This is a genomic window from Pseudomonas sp. S11P7 (assembly GCF_023195435.1).
Classification (GTDB): Bacteria; Pseudomonadota; Gammaproteobacteria; order Pseudomonadales; family Pseudomonadaceae; genus Aquipseudomonas; species Aquipseudomonas fluorescens_G.
In genome coordinates, this window is record NZ_JALPKS020000002.1 from 4,018,703 (window position 1) to 4,042,038 (window position 23,336).

The following is a 23,336-nucleotide window of genomic DNA, read 5'->3' on the forward strand; positions in this document are numbered from 1 at the left end:
CCCTTGAAGAATGGCGCGCAGTATATATCGCCACCGGCGATTTACGCGCCTGCGAAGGGTAACAGCTGTAACGAAATGTCCTGCGATATGGAAAGAATAGTCTGACAGGGGAAACAGACAGGCCCGTCGCGTCAGAACGACGGGCCCGATTTTGTTCAATCCTTGGCCAGGACGCCGTCGATCACCGCACCGCGGCAACCGGCAAACAAGTCCAGGTCGGCCTGGTAAACGCTGCTTTTGACCTCCAGCAGACCAAGCATTGAGTGAAACAGATTGTCCTGGCTCAGCGGTTTGTCGCGGCTCATTTGCAGGCAGTGTGTATCGACCGAGTAGGCTTTCTGATAACTGTCGGAGAACCACGCCAGCATCGCCACATGTTTCTGTTGTTCCGGCGCCAGCATGTAAGGCGTGCCATGCAGGAACAGGTTGTATTCACCCAGCGACTCGCCGTGATCGGACAGATACAACATCGCGGTATCGACTTTGTCCTGATTGCTGCGCAATACATCGATCAGGCTCGACAGCACATGGTCGGTGTAAACCAGCGTGTTGTCGTAGCCATTGACGATACTTTCGCGGCTGCAATTGTTCAGCGCGTTACTTTCGCAGACCGGGGTGAAGTGTTCGTATTCCTTTGGATAACGCTTGAAGTATTCCGGACCGTGACTGCCCATCTGGTGCAATACCAGCACCGTGTCCTTGTCCAGGTGATCGATAAAGCTTTGCAGGCCTTGCAGAAGGATTTCGTCGCGGCATTCGCTGTTGGCGCACAGCGCCGGATCTTTCAGATTGCTGACATCCTGCACCGTGACGCGATCGCAAGTGCCTTTACAGCCAGACTGGTTATCGCGCCAGATCACATCGATACCGGCACGCTTGAGCACATCAAGCAGACCTTCTTCATTCTTCGCCTTGCTCGCGTCGTAGTTCTTGCGGCCCATGTTGGAGAACATGCACGGCACCGACACGGCGGTTTCCGTGCCACAGGAATGTACATCGGTGAAGGCGATCAGCCCGGCTTCCTTGTCGAGTGTCGGGGTGGTATCGCGGGGGTAACCGAGGATGCCGAAGTTTTCCGCACGGGCGCTTTCGCCGACCACCAACACTGTCAGGGATTTACGCGGTTGCAGTTTGATGTCCGGGTTGCGCTGGGCGTCTTCGCCGATTTTGATGAACGGCTGCTGCGCGGAAGCGACTTGCTCACGCAAGTAACCTGCAGAAGCGCCAATAAAGTTGCTCGGTACCAGCATCAAGCGAATTTCGTGGTGATTACGAAACAGCGAGGACAAGCCTTGATAGTTAGCCAATGCCACCCCGCCAATAACCGCCGCGCTGGCCACACTCACCACAACTTTACTGAAGAGTTCGCGATGCCAGCGACGATAATTAACCGGCACTTTCCACAGCAACCATGAAGGCAAGACACCGAGCAATAAAATAAAAGCAAACAACTTCAACGAGAGCAGATCACGCACTTCCGTGACATTGGTTTCGGCAAAATTGCGAAACATGCCGGCGTCCATCATCACGCCATACTGATTCATGAAGTAAGCCACGCCGGCACTGGTTAAAAACAGCACGATCAGCACAGGCTTAAGCAGCGGGCGAAAGGCAAGTACCGTCAGCACCAGATTGAATGCCGCCAGGATCATCACGGCAAAAGCCACACGCATCGCGATCCCCCGGCCATCGCCGCCGGTGATCGCGAACAGGTGCTGCCAGAGCACCAGGTTGAAACCGATCAGAAGAAAGGCACTGGCGATCAACGTCACCCATTCCGGGCGCACGGCTTTTGACTTGAACATAGAAAGGGCTGTTCCTGAAAAGAAGAGCCTTGGTTAATAACGGTTTTTCAATTGTGAAAAATTCATTAACCAAGTGCATACAAACTTTAGGCAGGCAACCATCAATTTTTTGTGAAAAAGACGCCAATGATTAGTTGGCAGTTAACAATATTGCTTGGCAATGTATGTATTTGAGAATGGTTCAGGTTTTATTCAGAAAACTCGCTCAACTCATGTAGGAGTGTGCCCGCTCGCGATAGCGGTGTGTCAGGCAACACTTATGCTCAATGACATACCGCTATCGCGAGCAGGCGGTATTGATTTATTGAATAGGCCTGTGGATTTTCTGGTTTGCCCAGCACGGGTGGCTTCGCGCCTAATCCATCGCCGCAGCTCGCCAAGGACACGCCATGCAAACCGCCCACGCCACCACTCGCCCCGCTGCCGGCTTGATGCTTGCCATCATCCTCGTCGCGCTCAATCTGCGGCCATCGATGGCGGCGGTCGGCCCCCTGCTGTCGGCCATTCGCGGTGATATCCCACTGAGTTTCAGCCTCGCATCACTGCTGACCATGCTGCCGGTGATGGCCATGGGGCTGGCGATGTTTTTCGGTCTGGCGATCAGTCAGCGCTTCGGTCAACAGCGCGCGGTGTTGTGGTCGCTGCTGACTATTGCGCTGGCGACGCTGGCGCGGCTGTTTGTCGATACCGCAACCGGGTTGATTGTCAGCGCCGTGCTGGCGGGGTTTGGCATTGCGTTGATTCAGGCGTTGATGCCGGCATTGATCAAATCGCGTTTCCCCGACAATGTCGCACTGTGCATGGGCTTGTATGTCACGTCGATCATGGGCGGCGCGGCGCTGGCGGCGACCTTCGCGCCCTGGGTAATGGTGCAGACCGCAAGCTGGCGTATGGGTCTGGCGGTATGGGCCTTGCTGGCAGTATTCGCCCTGCTGGCCTGGTGGGCGCAACGCCGTCATCTGCCGAATACTCTGACGCTGGCCGCGAAGAAAGACGTTTTCGCCAGTAACGGTCGCGCCTGGCTACTGGCGATTTTCTTCGGACTGGGAACGGCGTCCTACACCTGCGTGCTCGCCTGGCTCGCTCCCTATTACGTGGAAAAAGGCTGGAGCGAACAAAACGCCGGGCTGTTGTTGGGTTTTCTGACCGCAATGGAAGTCATTTCCGGCCTGCTCGTTCCCGCTATCGCCAACCGCAGCCGCGATCGACGCGCGATCCTGATGGCATTGCTAGCGTTGATCATTGCCGGGTTCTGCGGCCTGATCCTCAGTCCACAGCATTTCGGCTTGCTGTGGCCATGCCTGCTGGGACTGGGCATCGGCGGTTTGTTTCCGATGAGCCTGATCGTCGCACTCGATCACCTCGACGACCCGCAGCGCGCCGGCAGCCTGACCGCGTTCGTGCAGGGCATCGGGTATCTGATCGCCGGGCTTTCGCCAATGCTGGCCGGGTTGCTCCGCGACCGCCTGGGCAGCTTCGAATGGGCGTGGTGGTCGCTGACAGCAGTCGTGGCACTGATGCTGCTGATGGTGTTGCGTTTCGACCCGCGGCATTACCGCCGACATTTTCCATCAGCTGGCTGAAGGCCTCTGGCCAGCTTTGTCCGCTTTGATCGATGACGTCGTGTTGTTAAAAGTTTCTGTCCCACATGTGACCGTGAAATGTCTTACAGGGCTTTCTCCTGGCACCATCGTTCCGCTAGGATCGTTCGCACACGTTTGCGCGGATTCAGCGCAAGGAGCACAGCGAGACAGAACGGATGCTGAACAGTAACTTGCTTCGAAAGCTCGACATGCAGGACCTCATGGTGTTTGTCGCCGTGTATGAGCAGAGCAGCGTCACCGATGTGTCGGAAACCCTGTTTGTCAGCCAGTCCACCGTCAGTTACTGCCTGAAGAAACTGCGCACCAGTTTTGAAGACGAACTGTTCATCAACACCCGCACCGGCATGCGCCCGACCTACAAGGCCAGCAGCATGTACGGCCATGTGCAGAAGATCATCGAAAGCATCAACCTGTGCCACGCCGGCGCCCCGACGTTCGACCCAAGCCAGCAAGCCGTCACCTTCAATATCTGTGCGCCGGAATATTTCGAGCAACTGATCCTGCCGCGGCTGTTGAAGCGCTTCGACTTTGACGATTTGCCGGTGATGGTCAACATGCACAAGTTCGAGACAGACGTCCCGGCGGACGAATTGCGCGACGGCAGTCTCGACCTGGTGATCAGTTTCGGCCCCAACTTCCACCGCCAGCACGGTGATCTGAAGTCGCGTATGCTGCTGGAAGATGACCTGGTCTGTGTGTTCGACAAACGCGCCACGCCGCTGGAACCGCGCTTGAGCCTGCAAGCCTTCACCGAACGGCGGCACGTCTTCCCGACACCCTGGACTTCGTCGACCAACATGGTCGATGGCTGGCTGGCGCGACAGGCACAGAAACGCCAGATCGTCGCGCGTTCGAACAGCTACAGCGCTGCTTTGAAAATGATCACCGGTACCGATTTCATTCTCACCCTGCCCCGCCGTATCCAGCGTTTACTGACCAACGAGGCGGTGTTCAACCACTGCGAGGCGCCAAACGGCTTGCCCGGCTTCACCCTCGATATGCAGTGGTGCCAGAGTGTCGACCAGGACAGCGCCAACGTCTGGCTGCGTGAGCAGGTGGTCAATGTGTGCAGCGAACTCGATGCGAGCTGAGTCCTACACGCCCACCACAGCTTTGCCGTAGGACTCGCGGTCGATATCGAGCAGTTCGACACACAATTGCACTTCGACACCGGTCGGCCATTCGCAGATGTCCTGTAGAGCCGCCAGCAGACTTTGCGACAACTGCTTCTTGATTTCCGGCGAGCGCCCGCTGAGCAGTGCCAGTTTGATGTGAACGAACCCGCGCTCGGCGAGCGCGGTACCCACCTTGAATGTCTCGACCTTGACCGCACGGCCCTTGATATCGAACTCGGCAGCGAACTGACCGGATCCCACCAGAGTGTTGTTGAGCCGGATCAGAGCAACATCGGCGTTCAGGGGCAGGTTGGCGGTGTATTCCAGGTGCAGGTGTGGCATTGCGTGTCTCCGGTCAGTGGGGCGTGGGGCGGTACATATACCACAGTCACACCTAAGCTTTTTGTAGGAGTGAGCCTGCTCGCGATAGCGGTGTGTCAGGCAACACTTATGCTGAATGACACACCGCTATCGCGAGCAGGCTCACTCGTACAGAGGGTATGTTTATCAGAGCGGGTTTTGTGGCCGTTCGCTCATGAAGGCTTCCAGCCGCGAACGCAACCAGCGCTCGGCCGGATCGCTGTCGACGTGGCTGAGCCAGACCATCGACAGGTCCAGCATGGGTGTCTTGAATGGAAACGGCTCCTGGAACAGCAATCCAGACGCAGCCATCGCCGCCGCGGTGTAATCCGGCAGACTGGCGATCAGGTCCGTACCGGCCAGCAGCGCCGGCAATGCGCTGTATTGCGGCACCGACAACACCACCTGGCGCGTGCGACCCAGCTCCGCCAGCCACTCGTCAGCGTAGCCACTGACGTTCGCCGTGTGCGAGACCAGGACATGCGGACGCGCGCAATATTCATCCAGGGTCAGCGGCGTATCGCTGGCATCGGCGCGCAGAATGCTCGGCTGGATGTGTCGCAGTAATTTGCGCTTGGCGTTGGCCGGCAGGCCGCGGGTCTGGCTGATGCCAACGGTGATATCGCCCGCCGCGAGCAGATCGGGAATCCGCCAGTAATCGGCGTGTTGCACCACGAACACCACGTTGGGTGCTTCCTGGCGTAGCGCTCGCAACAGCGGCGGCAGCAGGCCGAACTCGACGTCATCGGACAGGCCGATGCGAAAGGTCATGGTGCTCACGGCCGGGTCGAAATCGCGGGTCAGGCTCAGCGCCACCGACAGCGAATCCAGCGCCGGTTTGAGGTGACGGAAGATATCTTCGGCGCGGGCCGTCGGCTCCATGCGGTGGCCGACGCGAATGAACAGCGGATCGTTGAGCATCGTGCGCAGACGGTTGAGTGCCGAGCTGATGGTCGGCTGGCCGAGAAACAGTTTCTCCGCCGCCCGGGTCACGTTGCGTTCGAGCATCAAGGTCTCGAAGACCACCATCAGGTTGATATCGGCCTTGCGAAGTTCATTGCGGTTCATCCATTGCCCCCTGCTCCCCGGAATGCGGGCAGTGTAGAAAGACGCCGAGCCCGGCGTCCATCAACGTTTTCGCAACAAACGCGAATTCAACGGACGGTCAGTGATTTCAGGCCCAGCCCCATCACGCGCGCGTCATCGTTCAAGCCAAGGTTTCGCGGACTGGTCGCGTCCGGCAAATGGATCTGCAGGATCAACGGCTGGCCATTTTTCAATTTGTCCTGGACCGCTGCACTGAGCGGAATTTCCAGCACGTTGTCTTGCACTTGGGTCAGGCGCGTTGACAAGGCTTCAGCCCCATCGATGCTGACGATGACCCGCTGAGTCAACCGGGGCGGCATGACGAACGCGAGCACGTCCATGACGATCGCCGTACTCTGTGGCGCAACACGCACAGCGATTTGCACCTCCTGCCCTTCACTCCAGGTCCCCCAGCTTTCCGGCGCGGCCCAGCCCTTGAGCAACTGCCGGCTGTTGCGATTGAACAATTGCACCAACCCCGGTCGACTCAAGGGCAGCGCCGACATCGAGCGCCCCTCATCGACCATTGGCAGGCATTGTTCGCAACGCTTCCAGCCTGGTGCCAGCACGATAAAGTCGTCGACGCGGGTCAGCAGATCGTTCTCGCTGCGCACACTCTTGACCGCCAGATCCAGTGCGTCATCGTCGAGGATGTACAGCGAGTCGGCGGCATACTCTCCGGAAGTCAGCCGGCGTTGTGCATCGCGCTGAGCGTGGTCGAGTGCCTTGGGGCTCATACGCCCCATATACACGGCATCGGTGCTCAAGCCATGCGTCGCGGCAAACCAGGCAATGGGCTGCCATTGATCTGACTGGTTTTTCGGCATCAGGGCGCGGATGTTCTTGTAGTGGGCTGCGGCGCTTTCCCAGAACGGGTCGCGCATCGGGCTGGTCCAGACCGAGGACGGCGGCAGCATTTTGGTCGCGCGCAGCCCCTGCCAGGCAATACTTGTGTCGGCGACCTGTGCGGTCAACGCCACGGCCAGCAAGCCAATGGCGATTGGCGCCCGGTATCCACGCACAATCAGATAAAGCACCAGCAGCACCAACGTGTAGAACACCGGCCAGAACATCCGTCCCGAAGCGCGGAAAATGCTCGCAAGCCCCTCGATGGTTTTCGGCAGCGGATAACTGAAGGTGTGTGCGCCGAAGCCGATCTGATTGGACAGCGCAAACACGGTCAGCCCGACCATTGCCAACAGCAGCCAGGGCCAACGCAGCAGTATCGACTTCAGGCTGATGTTCCTTTGCCACAGCGCAATCGTTGCCAACGGCAACAGCATCAACACACCGAGGCCCAGATAGTTGAAACCTTCGTAGTCGCCACCACGCTTGGCGAAGCCCGGCAACACGTACGACCAGCCGTCCGCATCGAACAGGGCCAGCAGGTTCATCCGATACCAGCCGAAACCACCGCCGCCCGCCCCGTCGACGATGCTGAAATAGCCCGCTTGCCAGCAACACACGCTGACCAGCGCAAACACGCCAGCGAACTCGATCAGCCCCCGACGCCGACTCAGCTTGCCGGCCACGACTTTACCGAACAGGTCAGCCACCCAGATCAACGCCACCATCACCAATAAATAGGCATGCACCAATGCCGTCGCGCCGAGCAAGGTCCCCAGGCCAGGCGACGCCGCTCAAGTGCCGGATGCAAGGCCAGATACAACGCGGCGAGAATCAGAAACTGCGCGACAAGCGACAGGTGCCCCCGGTGCGCAAGAACATCGGCGGCGAAAACACCAATAATCCGCAACCCAACAGGCGCAGCGCGGCGTTATCGGTGATAAGTCCGAGCAATTTCCAGCCGAACCAGGCCTGCAGGACAAAACAGGCCAACAACCATAAGCCGAAATACTGAAACGTCTCGGGCAACCAGCCATTCAGGGTTTTGAACAGTATTGCCAACAGCGGATTGGAATCGGAAAAGATCACCGCACTGCCCAGCTCCAGTCCATAAGACGGATTGAGCCCGAGCGGAAATGTCCACGGTCCATGACGGAAATTTACCCAGCCCAGATAATGCGTCGCCGGATCGCCGTCCTTGAGCCAGGCGATATTCTGCGGGTCCAGTGCGCGCGGGCCGATCACCAGAAAAAAGGCCAGCACGCCCAGTAACAGCGGCAGTAACGCGAGGGTCGGATGCTTGTTCAATTCCCTCATCGGTACGTCCAGAAGTTATGCAGCACGAACGTGAAAGCGGGAATCGTCAGCGCTACCGCCACGATGCCCAGCGAGTAATGCAGCCCCGCCATTTGCGCCGCCCAGGCGACCAGCATTGCCAGGAAAAATCCGCCGATCGATACCAGCAGGAAACGCAGCAGGGTTCGGCCATGTAACCGCGCCGAGAAGCTCCAGGTGGTGTTGACCACATACGACACGACCGTTGCCACGGCGAACGCCACGCCGTTGGCCAAGGGCGGTAAAGGGCTGATGAAGTTGATGAACGCGATCGCGACCAACGCATGCAAGGCCGTGACGCACAAACCGGTCACAGCAAAGCGCACGCCACGCTGGATAAACGCGGCTCTTTCGCCAGGGATCACGGTTTCTGCGCCAGTACAAATACGCTCAGACCCGCCAGCCGATTCATCCCCATCAGTGGCAACTCGAGGCTGCAAAGCGTCTTGAGCAACATGTTGACCAGCGGGTGATGCCGCTTGAGTTGCGAGCGCGGCGGTTGCGCCTGAGCACCCTGCGGTAGCAAGCGCAACGCTGCGGCAATCGGAAACACCGCGCCGAAATAATAGGCACCGCGCTGCACCGTCAAACCGGCATCGCGCGCCAGAGTTTCGAACTGCGCCAGGGTGTAACGGCGCTTGTGTTCGAGAAAGTCGTCGTGACCGCTCCACAGGAACTGGAACGCCGGCACGGTCATCAGAAAGCGACTGCCCGACGGCACTTTGTCGACATACATATTAAGCAGGCCGAGATCGTCGTCGACATGTTCGAGCACGTCCATCAGCAGCACCAGATCAGCGTCGACGTGGTCGATGTCACGGCGATAATGCACTGGCTTGCCAGCGACAGCACCGCTGGAGTCGGCGGGGTAACTGATGTCGACGCACCACGCTTCGCGCGCCTGCGTGTGGGTCAGCAGGTGGTGCGAGAAAAACCCCGAGCCGGCGCCCACATCGAGGATCCGCTGGATCGGCCCGTCGCCAAGCAAGCGTCGCATGGCCGCTGCCTTGGAGCTGTAATACCAGTGCTCATTGATGCTGTCGCCGAGGATGTCGGTTTCCTTGAGATCCATGTGTCAGCCCTTGGGGTCGTAGACGCGACGCACCAGAAAAACCGGCCGGCGTTTGGATTCGATATAGGTGCGGCCCAGGTACTCACCGAGCACGCCGATGCCGATCAATTGCAAGCCGCCAAGAAAGGTCACGGCAACCATCAGCGAGGCATAACCGGGCATGTCGACGCCATGAATCAATGTGCGTAAAACAATGAAAATGGCGAAGGCGAACGATACCAGCGACACCGCCGCGCCCACATACGTCCAGACACGCAGCGGCTCGGTACTGAAACTGGTGATGCCTTCAAGCGCGAAATTCCACAGCCGCCAGCCGTTGAACTTGCTCTGCCCCGCTACGCGCTCAGGGCGTTCATAGTCGACGTGGGTGGTGCGAAAACCGACCCAGGCGAACAAGCCCTTCATGAAGCGCCGGGATTCGGGCAACGTCAGCAAGGCATCGACCACGCAGCGATCCATCAGACGAAAATCGCCGACATTCTCGGGTAACGGCTGTTCGGCGATCCGGTTGTGCAGGCGATAGAACCAATGCGCTGACGTCTGCTTGGCCCAGGTGTCACTGCGGCGACTGACACGATGCCCCAGCACGACTTCATAACCTTCGCGCCAACGCTCGATCATTGGCAGGATGACTTCCGGCGGGTCCTGCAGATCGGCATCGATCGGCACGACAATTTGCCCGCCCGCGATCTGCAGGCCGGCAGACAACGCCGCCTCTTTACCGAAGTTGCGACTCAAATCAACGATGCGCAGGCGCGGGTCATGCCGCTGATGCCCGAGCAAACGCTCAAGGGTGGCATCGGTGCTGCCGTCGTTGACGAACACCAGTTCAAGGTCAATCAACGATTGCTGCTGGAAGACTTCATTGATCCGCCGCAGAAAGGTGTCGAGGCTGTCCTCTTCGTTGAAAACCGGGACCACCAGCGATAACGTCACCTGCGCGGCCTGTTGCGTTCCGTGCTCAGTCAAAGGGAGTGCTCTTTTTATAGTGTTTGTCGGTCGCCGATCATTTTCGACGCCATGAGCCGTCCCGTATTAAGCAGTAGCGCTGGCAGCGTTGCAACAAGCAAACAGCGGCATATCGGCCAATCCGGACGCCTATCCCCCGCTCTAGTCCGCCCCCCTCGGAAACATCCGCCAACGATTGGAAACAAATGTCCGATAGCCAAAAAAACCGTCTGCGCTAGGCTTGCGACGATGCGCCACACCGACTGACGCACATCTAAATCGCATGGAGCGAACTGAATGTATTTCGAGATTTACAGGCAATCCAGAGGCACCCCTCGCACCGGCCAGGGACAATGGCGCTGGAGACTGAGAGCAGGCAACCACGAGACCATCGCCAGCGGCGAGTCTTATGTGAACAAGGCGGATTGTCTTCACGTGATCGGGTTGATCAAGGCTGTGCAGGGGGAGACGCCGGTGAAGGAGATTTGAAGCCTCGGTTCTGTTGAGAATTCGTCCCCGTAAAAACGAAGAAGCCCTGCAGACAAATAATCGTCTGCAGGGCTTTTATGCGCACCGGGCAACGGAGCGAGTCGTTGCGTAATGGCAGACAAGGTCACAGGATTTTTTACGGAACGACCGATTCCCAGACTCTTTGTCCGCTCTCGCTCGGAAACTCTTCGAGACATCGAAAACAAAAAAGCCCCGTAGATTTTCATCTACGGGGCTTTTTCTATGTAATGGCGGAGAGATAGGGATTCGAACCCTAGGTACCGGTGAAGGTACAACGGATTTCGAATCCGTCCCATTCGGCCACTCTGGCATCTCTCCAACGGCGCGCATCATAACAACACTTTTACCGAAAGCAAACCCTCTTTCGAAATTTTCTTCGTGCTATCAGATGCTTGCGTCGATTAAAGCGGTACACCCAGACGATTGGCGACTTCTTCGTAGGCTTCGATGACGTCACCGAGGCCCTGGCGGAAGCGGTCCTTGTCCATCTTCTTCCTGGTGTCCTTGTCCCACAGACGGCAGCCGTCCGGGCTGAATTCGTCGCCGAGGACGATTGAGCCGTCGCTGAACACGCCGAATTCAAGCTTGAAGTCGACCAGCAGCAGACCTGCGTCGTCGAACAGCTTGGTCAGCACATCGTTGACCTTCAGCGACAGTTCTTTCATACGCGCCAGTTGCTCGGCGGTGCCCCAACCGAATGCCACGACGTGGGATTCATTGATGAACGGGTCGCCCTTGGCGTCGTCCTTCAGGAACAGCTCGAAGGTATAAGGGTTGAGCTTCATGCCCTCTTCGACGCCCAGACGCTTGACCAGGCTGCCGGCGGCGTAGTTACGCACGACGCACTCGACTGGAATCATGTCGAGTTTCTTCACCAGGCATTCGTTGTCGCCCAGCAGTTTGTCGAATTGGGTCGGAATACCGGCCGCTTCGAGTTTCTGCATGATGAAAGCGTTGAACTTGTTGTTGACCATGCCTTTGCGGTCGAGCTGCTCGATGCGCTTGCCGTCGAACGCCGAGGTGTCGTTGCGAAACAGCAGGATCAAGCGGTCAGCGTCGTCGGTCTTGTAAACCGATTTGGCTTTGCCGCGGTAGAGTTCTTCACGTTTTTCCATGATGGGCTCCGCTTGCTAAGTAGGTGGGCTAGGCGATGTGGCGCCAGTCGAGCCCTGAATCTTGATCGGCCAGTTGCAGCCAGTCCGGGTCGCACCCGAGGGTGTCGACAAAACATTGCCGGGCCAGCTGCGGCAGGTTGTTCTTGCTGCTCAGATGGGCCAGGACCAGGTGTTGCAAGCCCTGCCAGCCCAACTCGGCCACCAGGAATGCCGCCTGGTGGTTGTTCAAATGTCCCAGCTCGCCGCCCACCCGTTGCTTGAGGAAGTACGGGTAATGACCGCGCGCCAGCATGTCGCGGCAATGGTTGGACTCGATCATCAATGCATCGAGGTCCCGATAATTGTCCAGCACCCGCTCGCAGTACGAACCCAGATCGGTGAGCAGGCCGAAGCGCCGCTGTTCCTGATCGCTGAAGACATACTGGGTCGGTTCCTGCGCATCATGGGCCACGGCAATGACCCCGACGCTCAGTGCACCGATCTGCAGCTGCTCGCCGCCGGCCAGAAAACCTGCCGGCTCAAGCGGTTTGCGCATCCCGCGCAGTGTGCCGCGACTGAGGTAGACCGGCAGATTGTAGCGCCGAGACAGCAAACCCACGCCATGCACGTGGTCGGCATGTTCGTGGGTCACAAGTATCGCGCTCAGTTGCGTCGGGTGAACACCCAGGCGCAACAGGCGTTTTTCGGTTTCCCGCAGGGAAAAACCACAATCCACCAGCACGTATGTATCAGCACTGGCGATCAGCGTGCCGTTCCCTTGGCTACCGCTGCCGAGAACGGCAAAACGCATGGTCGATCAGCCCAGATTGTCCTGAATCACGCTCAGCACTTTACGCGCCACATCAGCTGGCGCGACGGTGTTGATGTTTTTCTCGACGGTCACCTGAATGTTCTCGCCGACCTTGCTCAGGCGCACCTGATAACGCTCGGCACGGGCTTCCACTTCTTCCTTGCTCGGCGCGCTGCCGAACAGGCTGCTGAAGAAGCCAGGCTTGTCGTCTTTTTTCTCGGCTTTTTCGGCCAGGTTGATGTAGTACAGGCCCAGGCTGCGGTTGATGTCCTCAACGCGCCATTCACCCTGTTCCAGTGCACGGCCAACGCTCGACCAGGCACGATCCAGATCGGTGCCGACGTTCAACACCGGGTTGCCGCTGCCGTCTTCACTGAGGCTGACGCGGCTAGGCGCATCGAAATCACGCGAAGCGAGCATCGACACCGAACCGCCCTTCTCGGACGTACGGCTCATGCTCGCGAGCATGTCGTCGACCAGCGCAGCGTCCAGGCCAGTGTTGACCGAACGGTTGGTGAAGGCCACATCAGCCGTGCTGCCGGCAGGACGCTCGGCGCTCACCACGTAGATCTCACTGGTGTTGCGCTGCACGCCCGGCTCGATGCGTACCCGCACACGGGTTTCGCTGTCGCTGGCGATACCGGCCGCGCTCAGGCGCTTGGCCATCGATGCCGACAGCTCATCGGAATGCTGCCAGGTGGTGGTGAATTCACCGGTCTGCGGACGCTGTTCATCCAGACGGAAACCGTTGTCCTGGAAGAACTGCAGTGCCACTGGCCAGACTTCGGCCGGTGGATGCTGGGCCACGACCCAACGCGAGTCGCCGCTCTTCTGCAGCGAGTAATCGCTGGCATCGGCCACGGCAGACAACGGCTGCGGGCGCGGCACGACGTACTCGCCCTTGGCGGTATCATCGGCAACGTTGCGCGGGATCGGCAACAGCGGATCAAGACGCTTGGAAGTGTTTACATCCGGTGGCAATTGCATCGGTGCAGTCTGTTGCGCTTGCAGGTAATCGCTACCACGGTCGCGGAAATAACCTTCCGGCCCCCAGACCCATCCGCAGCCGCTGGTGCTGGAGATAATCAAGGCAAGTGCGGAAAGTCCGGCCATTCGCTTCATGCGTTGTACTTCCTCAATTAAACCAGGACGCTGCACTGGCGCAGGGCCGTGCGAAGCGTTTCGTGACAAGGTGTGCTCAGCCAGGTCAGTGGCAGGCGGATGCCTTCGTGCATCAGGCCCATTTCGACCAGAGCCCACTTCACCGGAATCGGGTTGGCTTCGATGAACAGGTCTTTGTGCAACGGCATCAGTTTTTCGTTGATTGCGCGTGCGGTGTCGGCGTCGCCCTTGAGCGCGGCCTCGCACAGATCGGCCATTTCACGCGGTGCGACGTTGGCGGTCACCGAAATGTTGCCTTTGCCGCCCAGCAGGATCAATTCGACAGCGGTCGGATCATCACCGGACAACACGATGAAATCCTTGCTCACGCCATCGATGATCGCTTTGGCACGCGTCAGGTCGCCGGTGGCTTCCTTGATACCGATGATGTTCGGCACGGTAGACAGGCGGATCACGGTCTCGGCCTGCATGTCGCAGGAGGTGCGGCCGGGAACGTTGTAGAGAATCTGTGGAATGTCGACCGCTTCAGCGATGTGCTTGAAGTGCTGGTACAGACCTTCCTGAGTCGGCTTGTTGTAATAAGGAACGACCAGCAGGCAGGCGTCGGCGCCGGCTTCCTTGGCGTTGCGGGTCAATTCGACGGCTTCGCGGGTCGAGTTGGCGCCAGTACCGGCGATGACCGGAATGCGCCCGGCGACCTGTTTGACCACGGCTTTGATCACGGCGATGTGTTCGTCTACATCAAGGGTTGCCGACTCGCCGGTAGTACCGACCGCGACAATGGCATGGGTGCCGTTCTTGAGGTGGAAGTCCACGAGTTTGCTGAGGCTGTCCCAGTCAAGACGCCCTTGTGCATCCATGGGAGTGACCAGTGCCACCATACTGCCCGCAATCATGAAACCGCTCCTGCCGGAAAAAGAGAGCGGTAATGGTACTGGCGCCAAGATGCTTGCACAAGCGAAGTACTGCGCTGCCGCCATTCCCCTTGGCGCCGCTTTTCGCTACCCTTCAGACTTTGATCGGTACTGATCAGCTTGTACGCCGGGTTTCCGCCTCCCGTTTCGGCCTTCCAGACCCTGTTCCTGCATCGCCTCGACGCGCTTCTGGCTCAATGGAGCGAGCCGCGAGCGTCGGCCGGGCGCTTTGAACGGACAGCCACAACAGGCGCTTCCCGGCATCCAACGCCTCAACCTACCGACCGCTCATCGCTTTAGGAATGCTGCATGTCCACCCCCACAGTTCGCGAACAATTCCTTGTCATCAGTGCTCTCGGCGCCAATCCGATGGAGCTGACCAACGTGCTGTGCCGCGCCAGCCATGAAAATCGCTGCGCCGTGGTGACTTCCCGTCTGACTCGCCATGGCGAGTGCAGTGCGCTGGTTCTCGAGATTTCCGGCAGCTGGGACGCCCTCGCGCGCCTTGAAGGCAGTCTGCCCGGCCTCGCCAAGAAACACGCGTTCACGGTCAACGTGGTGCGCAGCGCACCGCTGGAAAACCGCCCGCAGGCACTGCCGTATGTAGCCTATGTCAGCTCGGCGTATCGCCCGGACATCATCAATGAGCTGTGCCAGTTCTTCATGGACCACAATGTCGAGCTGGAAAACCTGACTTGCGACACCTATCAGGCACCACAGACCGGCGGCACCATGCTCAACGCCACATTTACCGTGACGCTGCCGGCCGGCACCCAGATCAGCTGGCTGCGCGACCAGTTCCTCGATTTCTCCGATGCGATGAATCTGGATGCGCTGATCGAGCCTTGGCGCCCACAAAACCCAATGTAAGGAAGCTTTCATGGCCGTTGTCATCGACCAACCGGTTGCCGATTTCGAGGCACCTGCCACCAGCGGGCAAACCGTCAGCCTGGCGGCGCTCAAGGGCAAGCAAGTGGTGATCTACTTCTACCCGAAAGACAGCACCCCGGGCTGCACCACCGAAGGTCAGGGCTTTCGCGATCAATACGCGGCGTTCAAGGCTGCCAACACGGAAATCTTTGGCATCTCCCGCGACAGCCTGAAGTCCCACGAGAATTTCAAGTGCAAGCAGGAGTTTCCGTTCGAGCTGATCAGCGACAAGGACGAAGCCGTCTGCCAGCTGTTCGACGTGATCAAGCTGAAGAAGCTGTACGGCAAGGAATACCTGGGCGTTGATCGCAGCACCTTTCTGATCGACAAGGAGGGTGTGCTGCGTCAGGAATGGCGTGGCGTGAAGGTGCCGGGGCATGTGGATGCGGTTTTGTCTGCTGCGCAGGCCTTGAATAAAGCCTGATGCTCTTGCATTGAAGTTACCAACGCTTTCGCGAGCAGGCTCGCTCCCACAGGGAATCGCGTACCCATTGTGGGAGCGAGCCTGCTCGCGAATGGCCCTTCAGCTTGACCGAGCAATTCGGATCCATCGCTACAGCAGCGGCGCCACCACCGGTTCCTTGCGCGGCCATGCATCGAGCACAGCCTTGAACAGCGTCGCCAGCGGAATCGCAAAAAACACCCCCCAGAATCCCCACAGCCCGCCAAACAGCAGCACTGCGCAGATGATCGCCACCGGATGCAGGTTGACCGCTTCGGAAAACAGCAGCGGTACCAGCACGTTGCCGTCCAGCGTCTGGATGATTCCGTAAACGGCCATCAGATAGATGAACTGATCGCTCCAGCCCCACTGAAACAGCGCGATCAATAACACCGGTACGGTCACCACCACAGCACCGACATACGGCACCACCACCGACAGGCCCACCAGCAATGCCAGCAGCGCGGCGTAGTTGAGGCCGAGCGCAATGAAAGCGATGTAGGTCACGCCACCACAGATGACGATTTCGATGCCTTTACCGCGGATGTAATTGGCAATCTGCCGGTTCATTTCCTGCGTGACTCGGGTAATCAGCGCGCGCTCCCGGGGTAGATACCCACGCACCCACTCGCCGATCATCGCCCGGTCTTTGAGGAAGAAAAACACCAGGATCGGCACCAGCACCAGATAAATCATGATGTTCACCAGCAGCGGCAGACTCGACAGCGAGAAGGTCAGTGCCCACTGGCCGAACTTGCCGATCTCACCGCGCGCCGCCTCGATTGCCTGCAGCACTTGCTCATCGGATACCAGGTGCGGATAGCGCTCAGGCAGTAACAACAGCAACGATTGCCACTTGGCGAGCATGCCCGGCAGTTCATTGAACAGAGTAATCAACTGATGCCAGAGCAACGGCAGCACGACGACGATGAACAGCATCAGCGCGCCCATGAACAGCGCAAACACCAAACCCACCGCGACACCGCCCGGCACGCGCATTCGCTCCAGCGTAACCACCAGCCCCTGCATCAGGTAAGCCAGCACCATGCCCGCCAGTACTGGCGCGAGCATGCCGCCGAGAGTAAGCACGGCGGTGAAGGCGAGAAACAGGAGCACTGCCAGCACCACCGCTTCCTCATCAGAGAAATAGCGCTGAATCCAGTCGCGTAACACTTTGAACATCAATAATCCCTTCGATTGGTTAGCCCTGGGTTCAGGCTTTTTTCAACCAGTAACGGTAGATGCCGGCCTCGTCCTCTTCGCGCAGCAGCGCGTGACCGGCAAGTTTGGCAAAGGTGCGGAAGTCGCGTTGTGAGCCAGCATCCGTGGCGATGACCTTGAGTACGGCGCCGCTCTGCAATTTGTTGAGTTCCATTTTTGCCTTGAGCAATGGCAACGGACAGTTCAGGCCACTGGCGTCCAGTTCCACGTCATGGGCTACAGCGTCAGTCATTGCGTCACTCCGGTTCAGGTCTCGAGCTGCCTAGAATATCTGGTCGCAGCGTTGGTGTCCGGCTACAGTAAGGTCTTTGTCTTCTAAGGCTTTGTGCATGACTTTTCTGCGCCCTACCCTGCTGACGCTCGCTTGCCTGCTCGCCTCACCAGGCTTTGCCGACGATCTGCCGTCACTCGGCGACGCCAGTTCTGCCATTGTCTCGCCGCAACAGGAATACCAGCTCGGCCGCGCCTGGCTGGCCATGTTGCGCAGCCAGGTGTCACAACTCAACGATCCGCAACTGAAAGATTACGTTGAATCCAGCGTGTACAAGCTGGTGGAAACCAGCCAGGTCACTGACCGGCGTCTTGAATTCATTCTGATCAACAGCCCTCAACTCAACGCCTTCGCGGCGCCCGGCGGCGTGGTCGGGGTCAACGGCGGTCTGTTTCTCAACGCGCAGACCGAAGGCGAATATGCCTCGGTCCTCGCACACGAACTGGCGCACTTGTCGCAACGCCACTTCGCCCGTGGCGTCGAGGCTTCGCAGCGCATGCAGGTGCCGATGATGGCTGCCCTGCTGGCCGGTATCGTCATCGCTGCGGCTGGCGGAGGCGATGCCGGGATTGCGGCGATTGCCGGTAGCCAGGCGGCGGCGATCCAGGCACAGCGGACCTTCTCCCGGCAGAACGAACAGGAAGCCGACCGCATCGGCATTCTCAATCTGGAAAAGGCGGGTTATGACCCGCGCTCGATGCCGACCATGTTCGAACGCCTGATGCGCCAGTATCGCTTCGATGCCAAGCCACCGGAATTTCTTCTGACTCACCCGGTGACCGAGTCGCGTATTGCTGACACTCGCAACCGCGCCGAACAAGCCAAACCAGGCGGCATCGAAGACTCCAAACGCTATCAATTGATTCGCGCTCGGGTGCAGTTGATCTACGAAGAAACACCGGGGTTGGGCGCCAAGCGTTTCCGTGCTCTGCTGGACGAGAATCCGAAAAACGATGTAGCGCGCTACGGCCTGGCCATCGCGCAGATCAAGGGCGGGCAACTGAATGAGGCTCGCGAGAATCTCAAGCAATTGCTGGCAACGTCGCCGAACGAGATCATTTACAACCTCGCTCAGGTCGATCTGGATATCACCAGCAACCGCTTGCCCGATGCACAGTCACGGGTAGACCGTATGTTGACGCAGTATCCGGGCAACTATCCGCTCAATCAGGTGCGCGTTGATCTGCTGCTCAAGCAGAACCGCGCGCCGGATGCCGAGAAAGCACTGGAAGCGTTGCTCAAATCGCGCCCGGACGATCCGGACGTCTGGTATCAAGTGGCGGAAACGCGCGGCTTGTCGGGCAATATCATCGGTCTTCACCAGGCTCGAGCCGAATATTTCGCACTGGTCGGTGACTACCGTCAGGCGATTCAGCAACTGGATTTTGCCAAGCGCAAGGCTGGCAGCAACTTCCCGCTGTCATCTCGCATCGACGCCCGCCAGCGTGAGTTGATGGAGCAGGAACGCATGATCAAGGACATGATGGGCTAAGTCCCGACTGCTGACACAAACGCTTCAGGCATAAAAAAACCGCCTCTTTCGAGGCGGTTTTCTTTTTCTTCCCAGCGGATTATTCAGCCAGCTTGAAAGTAATGAAGCTGGCGCGACCCTGGCGCAAAACGCGCATCGACACCGAACGGTTCTTCGGCAGCGCTTTGGCGATGTCGGTGAACTCCTTGGCCGAACCGATGGCCTGGTTGTTCAGGTGGGTGATCACATCGCCCGGCTGCAGGCCGATCAGCGCCGCAGGACCATCCTGCACTTCCTTGATCACCACGCCACCCTTGAGGTCGTAGGCTTTCTTCTGCTCCGCGGTCAGCTCGCCAACGGCGACACCGAGGCGGTTGCTGCTGCTTTCAACGCCGGATTTCGCCAACGTATCGAGCTCTTTGTCTTCGTCCGGGATCGCGCCGACCGTCAGCTCGACGTTCTTGCGCTTGCCCTCGCGGATCACTTCCAGATTGGCTTTGGCGCCAGCCTTCAGCGCACCGACCAGATGTGGCAAGTCAGCGGACATGACGATCGGTTGGCCGTTCATGCTCAGAATCACGTCGCCGACCTGCAGGCCGCCCTTGGCTGCCGGACCGTCATCCTGAATCTGCGCAACCAGCGCGCCGGCCGGTTTATCCAGGCCAAACGATTCGGCCAGATCCTTGTTCACTTCCTGGATGACCACGCCCAGCCAGCCACGGCTGACCTTGCCACCGCTCTTGAGCTGATTGGAAACGTCCATCGCCACATCGATCGGTATGGCGAACGACACGCCCATGAAGCCGCCGGAACGGGTATAGATCTGCGAGTTGATGCCAACCACTTCGCCGTTGAGGTTGAACAACGGACCACCGGAGTTGCCCGGATTGATCGGTACGTCGGTCTGGATGAACGGCACATAGTTTTCGTTCGGCAAGCTGCGGCCAACGGCACTGACGATGCCTTGGGTCACGGTGTGGTCAAAACCGAATGGAGAACCGATGGCGACCACCCATTGACCGGCCTTCAGATCCTGGGATTTACCGAGCTTGAGTACCGGCAGATCCTTGCCTTCGATTTTCAGCAGCGCCACGTCAGAACGTGGGTCAGTGCCGATCAGCTTGGCTTTCATCTCGCTGCGGTCTGCCAGACGCACGAGGATTTCGTCGGCATCAGCGATCACGTGGTTATTGGTAAGGATGTAGCCGTCCGGAGAAATGATGAAGCCCGAGCCCAGCGATTGCGCTTCACGCTGACGACCATCACGCGGGGAGCGCTGTTGTGGCGGCATGCCACGCTCGAAGAACTCGCGCAACATCGGCGGCAGGCCCTCGAGATCGGGCATCTGCTGGTTCACCTTGCGATCCGGCAACTTCTGCGTGGTACTGATGTTCACCACGGCTGGCGAAGCTTGTTCGACCAATTGGGTGAAGTCTGGCAGATCGGCTGCCTGCGCAGCAGGAACTGCCTGACCGAGCATCAGCACGGTGGCAAAGATGGAAAGATAAGATTTCAAGCTAGGTATCGACATACAGCTCCCGTTACGACGAGCAGGGTTAAGCGATATGGAGCAAGGAACACCGGAAACCACAAACCGGCATTTTTGTTCCGGCAACAACAAACAAGGCCAGAGCCGTGAGGCTCTGACCTATAAAAAATTTCCGGAATATTTGCAAATGAAAATGCTCAGCAAACATTTCCACGCCTCGTGATGAAACGCCAACAGCTGATATCAGCTCACTGTTTGCTGGTTGCGGCGCCATCGGTATTTCGCATCGACAGCGCAATTCGTTCGGCAGTGCCGATCGGAATCTCGCCGACCACGGTCACCATCATTTCGCCCGAAGGCGTGATCAGGCGGCGGGACACAGCAACGGTCGGGCCGAGTTGAGTACGGGTATCGGTCACTGTCGCGCCATTCAATGGTTCGAGGAAAACCGAGAAACGCGCAAGACCATCGTCGTACAGCAGGCTATTGACCTGAGTTTTGGTCTCGGCGTCCTTGTGCGAACTGCTGCTGGTCAATTCGAAGCCCGGCGGCAACCACTCCGAATGCCAGACTTGTGCCGTTTTGACTGCCGATGCCTTATCGCTGTCGAGCTTGACTGGCTTGCAATCCGCGTTTGCCTGCAAGTCACTGTCCGACGGCACTTCATCAGTGTTGAGGCTAGTGAACTGGAAGCGTTCAAGCAACTGCCCCTTATCGTTCAACAGCAACGATTTGAGCGGCAGGCCTGTTCGTCTGTCCAGATGCAATTCGAAACCGTAACGATGCTGATCACGCGGCGTTAACGCCACGATCACCGCATCTCGGCCGGCCACGCGCGACTTGCCTATGACGGCAAGGTCATACCAGTTCTTCAGTTTTTTGGGATCCAGAGGACGAGCCGCAGCGCCTGGCGAATCTCCCAGGCCTGCAATCAGGGTGCCGCTGACGCATTGAGTATGCCCATCAATGCGCACGACTTCCTGTGCCGAACCGTCGAGCTGAAGTAACCGCTCGCGGACTTGGCCGTTCTGGACGCGATGCCAGATGTTATGGGTAGAAAAGCTACCGTTACGCTCGTAAACGAAAGTACCGTTGAAGCTTTGCTGCTGCTCGGCCTGGCCCAGCCGGGTCAACCAATCCTGGGCCTCATCAGCGTGGGCTGGAACAACGAACCAGCCACTGAGCAGAAGCGAAAGTAGAGGTATGGCGCGCATGATCCTCCTTAGCGGTTTTCCAGGCTTGCGGCACGTGCATAAGGCAGCGCGCTTTCAGTACCTTTCAGAGCAGCTTGTTGCGCATGCTGACGCAGGTAGCCCGGCAGACGCTGATCGTGCCAGCCTGGCTGACCTTGCAGAACACCGTTGGCCATCGGGCCAGTGGCTTCAGAGCTTTCACTGTAGCCTGCCAGAACAGCCGGTCCCTTGACTTGCGGGGTCGCCAGCGTTGGCTGATTGGACTGCTGAGCCAGCTCGACGCCAGCGATCTCGTCCTGGTTGTACAGGCGAACACCCGCCAGCACGGCAACCGTCACCGAGGCTGCCACAGCCAGACGGCCGAGGCTGCGCCATGGGCTGCGAGATACTTTGGCCGGGGCCGTTTCGTCTTCCAGCGCAGCAGATACTGCCGCAGCGATATCCAGACGCGGAAGCAGCAGATCCTTGTGCATTGCTGCCCGAGCGATCTGGTAACGAGCCCAGGTCTCACGGGTTTCAACATCATCCAGTGCATTAAGCACTCGACGCAATTCCAGTTCGTCCGCTTCGTTATCCATCACTGCGGACAGCGATTCCTGCAGGGCTTCACGACTCATGGCGTTCCTCTCTTGGCTGTCGCCGCTGTCTCAGTTTTCCTGCAACAACGGTTGCAGGGCTTTATCGATGGCCTCCCGAGCGCGGAAAATCCGGGAGCGCACGGTACCCACCGGACACTGCATGACGCTCGCAATGTCCTCGTAACTCAGACCGTCGAATTCGCGCAAAGTTAAAGCCGTACGCAAATCTTCTGGCAGTTGCTGGATGGTTCGATGGACAGTGCCTTCGATCTCATCCCGCAGCAATGCACGTTCTGGTGATTCGAGATCCTTGAGGCCGTGATCGCCATCGTAGAACTCTGCATCTTCGGAACTTACATCGCTGTCCGGCGGCCGGCGGCCGCGTGAAACCAGGTAATTCTTCGCCGTGTTAATGGCAATACGGTACAGCCACGTATAAAACGCACTGTCGCCGCGAAAGTTTCCCAGTGCTCGATACGCCTTGATAAAGGCTTCCTGAGCCACATCCTGGGCTTCATGGGTGTCGTGCACAAACCGCACGATCAACCCGAGAATCTTGTGCTGATACTTCAGCACCAACAGATCGAAAGCTCGCTTGTCGCCGCGTTGAACGCGCTCGACCAGCTGCTGATCCTCTTCCTGGGTTAGCATGAACACTCCTCGATAAGCCCGGAGGAGGCTTGCACAACTAAACGACCAGACTTGCAAACATAGACTCGGGCTTTTCGCAAAAGTTCTCCCCCTCCAAGCAAGTTTCCTGCGGGCTCTGATTTGACACGCACGAAAAACGCAGCGCGGGATGAACCGGCTGCGCGAATAATCTTGTCATCGGTTTCGCGGACCGCAATCCAACCGCAGATTGCACACTGAAGCCGACACGTCCCTTATCTCTGGCACCGACTATTGATCTTGGGCCTTTGGCAAAAGTTCCAATTATTTATAGCCATTACCAACCGACATTGGGCAACACTGCGTAGAAAAACCGTGTTTCAGCGCCGATACAGTCACCTTCCCCCTCCAGGGGTGAAAAAAACTTCCGACGAAGCGCGCGGTTTTTGCCGTCACAGTAGTTTCACAATGCCATACCGGCCCGGCTATTGTGCCGTCCCACCCCTCTAT

General features: G+C 58.5%; 22 protein-coding genes, 1 tRNA gene and 1 pseudogene. 6 read left to right on the top strand and 18 right to left on the bottom strand.

Annotated elements, in window-relative coordinates:
- Nucleotides 1–155: 155 nt before the first annotated feature.
- On the bottom strand, nt 156–1,805 hold the full coding sequence (locus M0746_RS18470) for a phosphoethanolamine transferase (RefSeq protein WP_258450156.1): 1,650 nt from the start codon (nt 1,803–1,805) through the stop codon (nt 156–158).
- Between the two features lie 389 nt (nt 1,806–2,194).
- Between M0746_RS18470 and M0746_RS18475 the strand changes: the two genes are divergently transcribed.
- Entirely contained in the window at nt 2,195–3,388 is a 1,194-nt protein-coding gene (locus tag M0746_RS18475; RefSeq protein ID WP_258450157.1) for a cyanate transporter, read from the top strand.
- A 176-nt stretch (nt 3,389–3,564) separates the two neighbouring features.
- Entirely contained in the window at nt 3,565–4,500 is a 936-nt protein-coding gene (locus tag M0746_RS18480) for a LysR family transcriptional regulator (RefSeq protein ID WP_258450158.1), read from the top strand.
- Nucleotides 4,501–4,503: 3 nt separating this feature from the next.
- Here the strand turns inward: M0746_RS18480 and M0746_RS18485 are convergent, their stop codons facing one another.
- The 6 genes and pseudogenes from M0746_RS18485 to M0746_RS18510 all read right to left on the bottom strand — a co-directional run bounded on the left by M0746_RS18485 (nt 4,504) and on the right by M0746_RS18510 (nt 10,192).
- Nucleotides 4,504–4,866 (bottom strand): 5-carboxymethyl-2-hydroxymuconate Delta-isomerase, encoded by a 363-nt coding sequence (locus M0746_RS18485; protein WP_258450159.1) that lies wholly within the window; start codon nt 4,864–4,866, stop codon nt 4,504–4,506.
- Between the two features lie 165 nt (nt 4,867–5,031).
- Nucleotides 5,032–5,952, bottom strand: coding sequence for a LysR substrate-binding domain-containing protein (locus M0746_RS18490; RefSeq protein ID WP_093103766.1), 921 nt, complete (start codon nt 5,950–5,952; stop codon nt 5,032–5,034).
- Between the two features lie 86 nt (nt 5,953–6,038).
- Nucleotides 6,039–8,133, bottom strand: a pseudogene (locus M0746_RS18495) (DUF6311 domain-containing protein).
- Entirely contained in the window at nt 8,130–8,516 is a 387-nt protein-coding gene (locus tag M0746_RS18500) for a GtrA family protein (protein ID WP_258450160.1), read from the bottom strand. Before M0746_RS18500 ends, M0746_RS18495 begins: the two are co-directional and overlap by 4 nt.
- Complete coding sequence (locus M0746_RS18505; protein ID WP_258450161.1) at nt 8,513–9,223, bottom strand: class I SAM-dependent methyltransferase; 711 nt, start codon at nt 9,221–9,223, stop codon at nt 8,513–8,515. The genes M0746_RS18500 and M0746_RS18505 overlap by 4 nt, the downstream gene beginning before the upstream one ends.
- Before the next feature lie 3 nt (nt 9,224–9,226).
- A complete protein-coding gene (locus tag M0746_RS18510; protein WP_258450162.1) occupies nt 9,227–10,192 on the bottom strand; it encodes a glycosyltransferase family 2 protein in 966 nt (321 codons plus the stop codon).
- 276 nt (nt 10,193–10,468) lie between these two features.
- Here M0746_RS18510 and M0746_RS18515 point away from each other — a divergent pair, with 276 nt between their 5' ends.
- Nucleotides 10,469–10,660, top strand: coding sequence for a YegP family protein (locus M0746_RS18515; protein ID WP_090282215.1), 192 nt, complete (start codon nt 10,469–10,471; stop codon nt 10,658–10,660).
- Between the two features lie 249 nt (nt 10,661–10,909).
- Here the strand turns inward: M0746_RS18515 and M0746_RS18520 are convergent.
- The 5 genes from M0746_RS18520 to dapA all read right to left on the bottom strand — a co-directional run bounded on the left by M0746_RS18520 (nt 10,910) and on the right by dapA (nt 14,604).
- Nucleotides 10,910–10,999, bottom strand: a tRNA-Ser gene (locus M0746_RS18520).
- 83 nt (nt 11,000–11,082) lie between these two features.
- Nucleotides 11,083–11,796 (bottom strand): phosphoribosylaminoimidazolesuccinocarboxamide synthase, encoded by a 714-nt coding sequence (purC, locus tag M0746_RS18525; RefSeq protein WP_258450163.1) that lies wholly within the window; start codon nt 11,794–11,796, stop codon nt 11,083–11,085.
- Between the two features lie 28 nt (nt 11,797–11,824).
- Complete coding sequence (locus M0746_RS18530; protein ID WP_258450164.1) at nt 11,825–12,586, bottom strand: MBL fold metallo-hydrolase; 762 nt, start codon at nt 12,584–12,586, stop codon at nt 11,825–11,827.
- Between the two features lie 6 nt (nt 12,587–12,592).
- Nucleotides 12,593–13,708 carry an outer membrane protein assembly factor BamC gene (bamC, locus tag M0746_RS18535; RefSeq protein WP_258450165.1) on the bottom strand — a complete coding sequence of 372 codons (1,116 nt, stop codon included), beginning with the start codon at nt 13,706–13,708 and terminating at the stop codon, nt 12,593–12,595.
- A gap of 17 nt (nt 13,709–13,725) precedes the next feature.
- On the bottom strand, nt 13,726–14,604 hold the full coding sequence (dapA, locus tag M0746_RS18540) for a 4-hydroxy-tetrahydrodipicolinate synthase (RefSeq protein WP_090282210.1): 879 nt from the start codon (nt 14,602–14,604) through the stop codon (nt 13,726–13,728).
- A gap of 327 nt (nt 14,605–14,931) precedes the next feature.
- Here dapA and M0746_RS18545 point away from each other — a divergent pair, with 327 nt between their 5' ends.
- Together M0746_RS18545 and M0746_RS18550 are read left to right on the top strand one after the other, a co-directional pair.
- A complete protein-coding gene (locus M0746_RS18545) occupies nt 14,932–15,492 on the top strand; it encodes a glycine cleavage system protein R (protein ID WP_090282208.1) in 561 nt (186 codons plus the stop codon).
- 10 nt (nt 15,493–15,502) lie between these two features.
- The gene (locus tag M0746_RS18550; RefSeq protein WP_258450166.1) at nt 15,503–15,976 is read left to right on the top strand and encodes a peroxiredoxin; all 474 of its coding nucleotides are present in this window, start codon (nt 15,503–15,505) and stop codon (nt 15,974–15,976) included.
- A gap of 129 nt (nt 15,977–16,105) precedes the next feature.
- Here M0746_RS18550 and M0746_RS18555 read toward each other — a convergent pair whose 3' ends face one another.
- Both M0746_RS18555 and M0746_RS18560 read right to left on the bottom strand, forming a co-directional pair.
- Nucleotides 16,106–17,176: an AI-2E family transporter gene (locus M0746_RS18555; protein ID WP_208938357.1), complete on the bottom strand. Its 1,071-nt coding sequence runs from the start codon at nt 17,174–17,176 to the stop codon at nt 16,106–16,108.
- Nucleotides 17,177–17,207: 31 nt separating this feature from the next.
- Nucleotides 17,208–17,447 (bottom strand): sulfurtransferase TusA family protein, encoded by a 240-nt coding sequence (locus M0746_RS18560; RefSeq protein ID WP_208938358.1) that lies wholly within the window; start codon nt 17,445–17,447, stop codon nt 17,208–17,210.
- Nucleotides 17,448–17,544: 97 nt separating this feature from the next.
- Here M0746_RS18560 and M0746_RS18565 point away from each other — a divergent pair, with 97 nt between their 5' ends.
- A complete protein-coding gene (locus M0746_RS18565) occupies nt 17,545–18,978 on the top strand; it encodes a M48 family metalloprotease (protein ID WP_208938359.1) in 1,434 nt (477 codons plus the stop codon).
- Between the two features lie 79 nt (nt 18,979–19,057).
- On the opposite strand, the gene M0746_RS18570 is transcribed toward M0746_RS18565, so the two are convergent.
- The 4 genes from M0746_RS18570 to rpoE all read right to left on the bottom strand — a co-directional run bounded on the left by M0746_RS18570 (nt 19,058) and on the right by rpoE (nt 22,868).
- Nucleotides 19,058–20,437 carry a DegQ family serine endoprotease gene (locus M0746_RS18570; RefSeq protein ID WP_394598879.1) on the bottom strand — a complete coding sequence of 460 codons (1,380 nt, stop codon included), beginning with the start codon at nt 20,435–20,437 and terminating at the stop codon, nt 19,058–19,060.
- A 257-nt stretch (nt 20,438–20,694) separates the two neighbouring features.
- Nucleotides 20,695–21,660 carry a MucB/RseB C-terminal domain-containing protein gene (locus M0746_RS18575; RefSeq protein ID WP_258450168.1) on the bottom strand — a complete coding sequence of 322 codons (966 nt, stop codon included), beginning with the start codon at nt 21,658–21,660 and terminating at the stop codon, nt 20,695–20,697.
- 8 nt (nt 21,661–21,668) lie between these two features.
- Nucleotides 21,669–22,256: a sigma-E factor negative regulatory protein gene (locus tag M0746_RS18580; protein WP_090282201.1), complete on the bottom strand. Its 588-nt coding sequence runs from the start codon at nt 22,254–22,256 to the stop codon at nt 21,669–21,671.
- 30 nt (nt 22,257–22,286) lie between these two features.
- Complete coding sequence (gene rpoE / locus M0746_RS18585) at nt 22,287–22,868, bottom strand: RNA polymerase sigma factor RpoE (protein WP_003172477.1); 582 nt, start codon at nt 22,866–22,868, stop codon at nt 22,287–22,289.
- Nucleotides 22,869–23,336 lie beyond the last annotated feature (468 nt).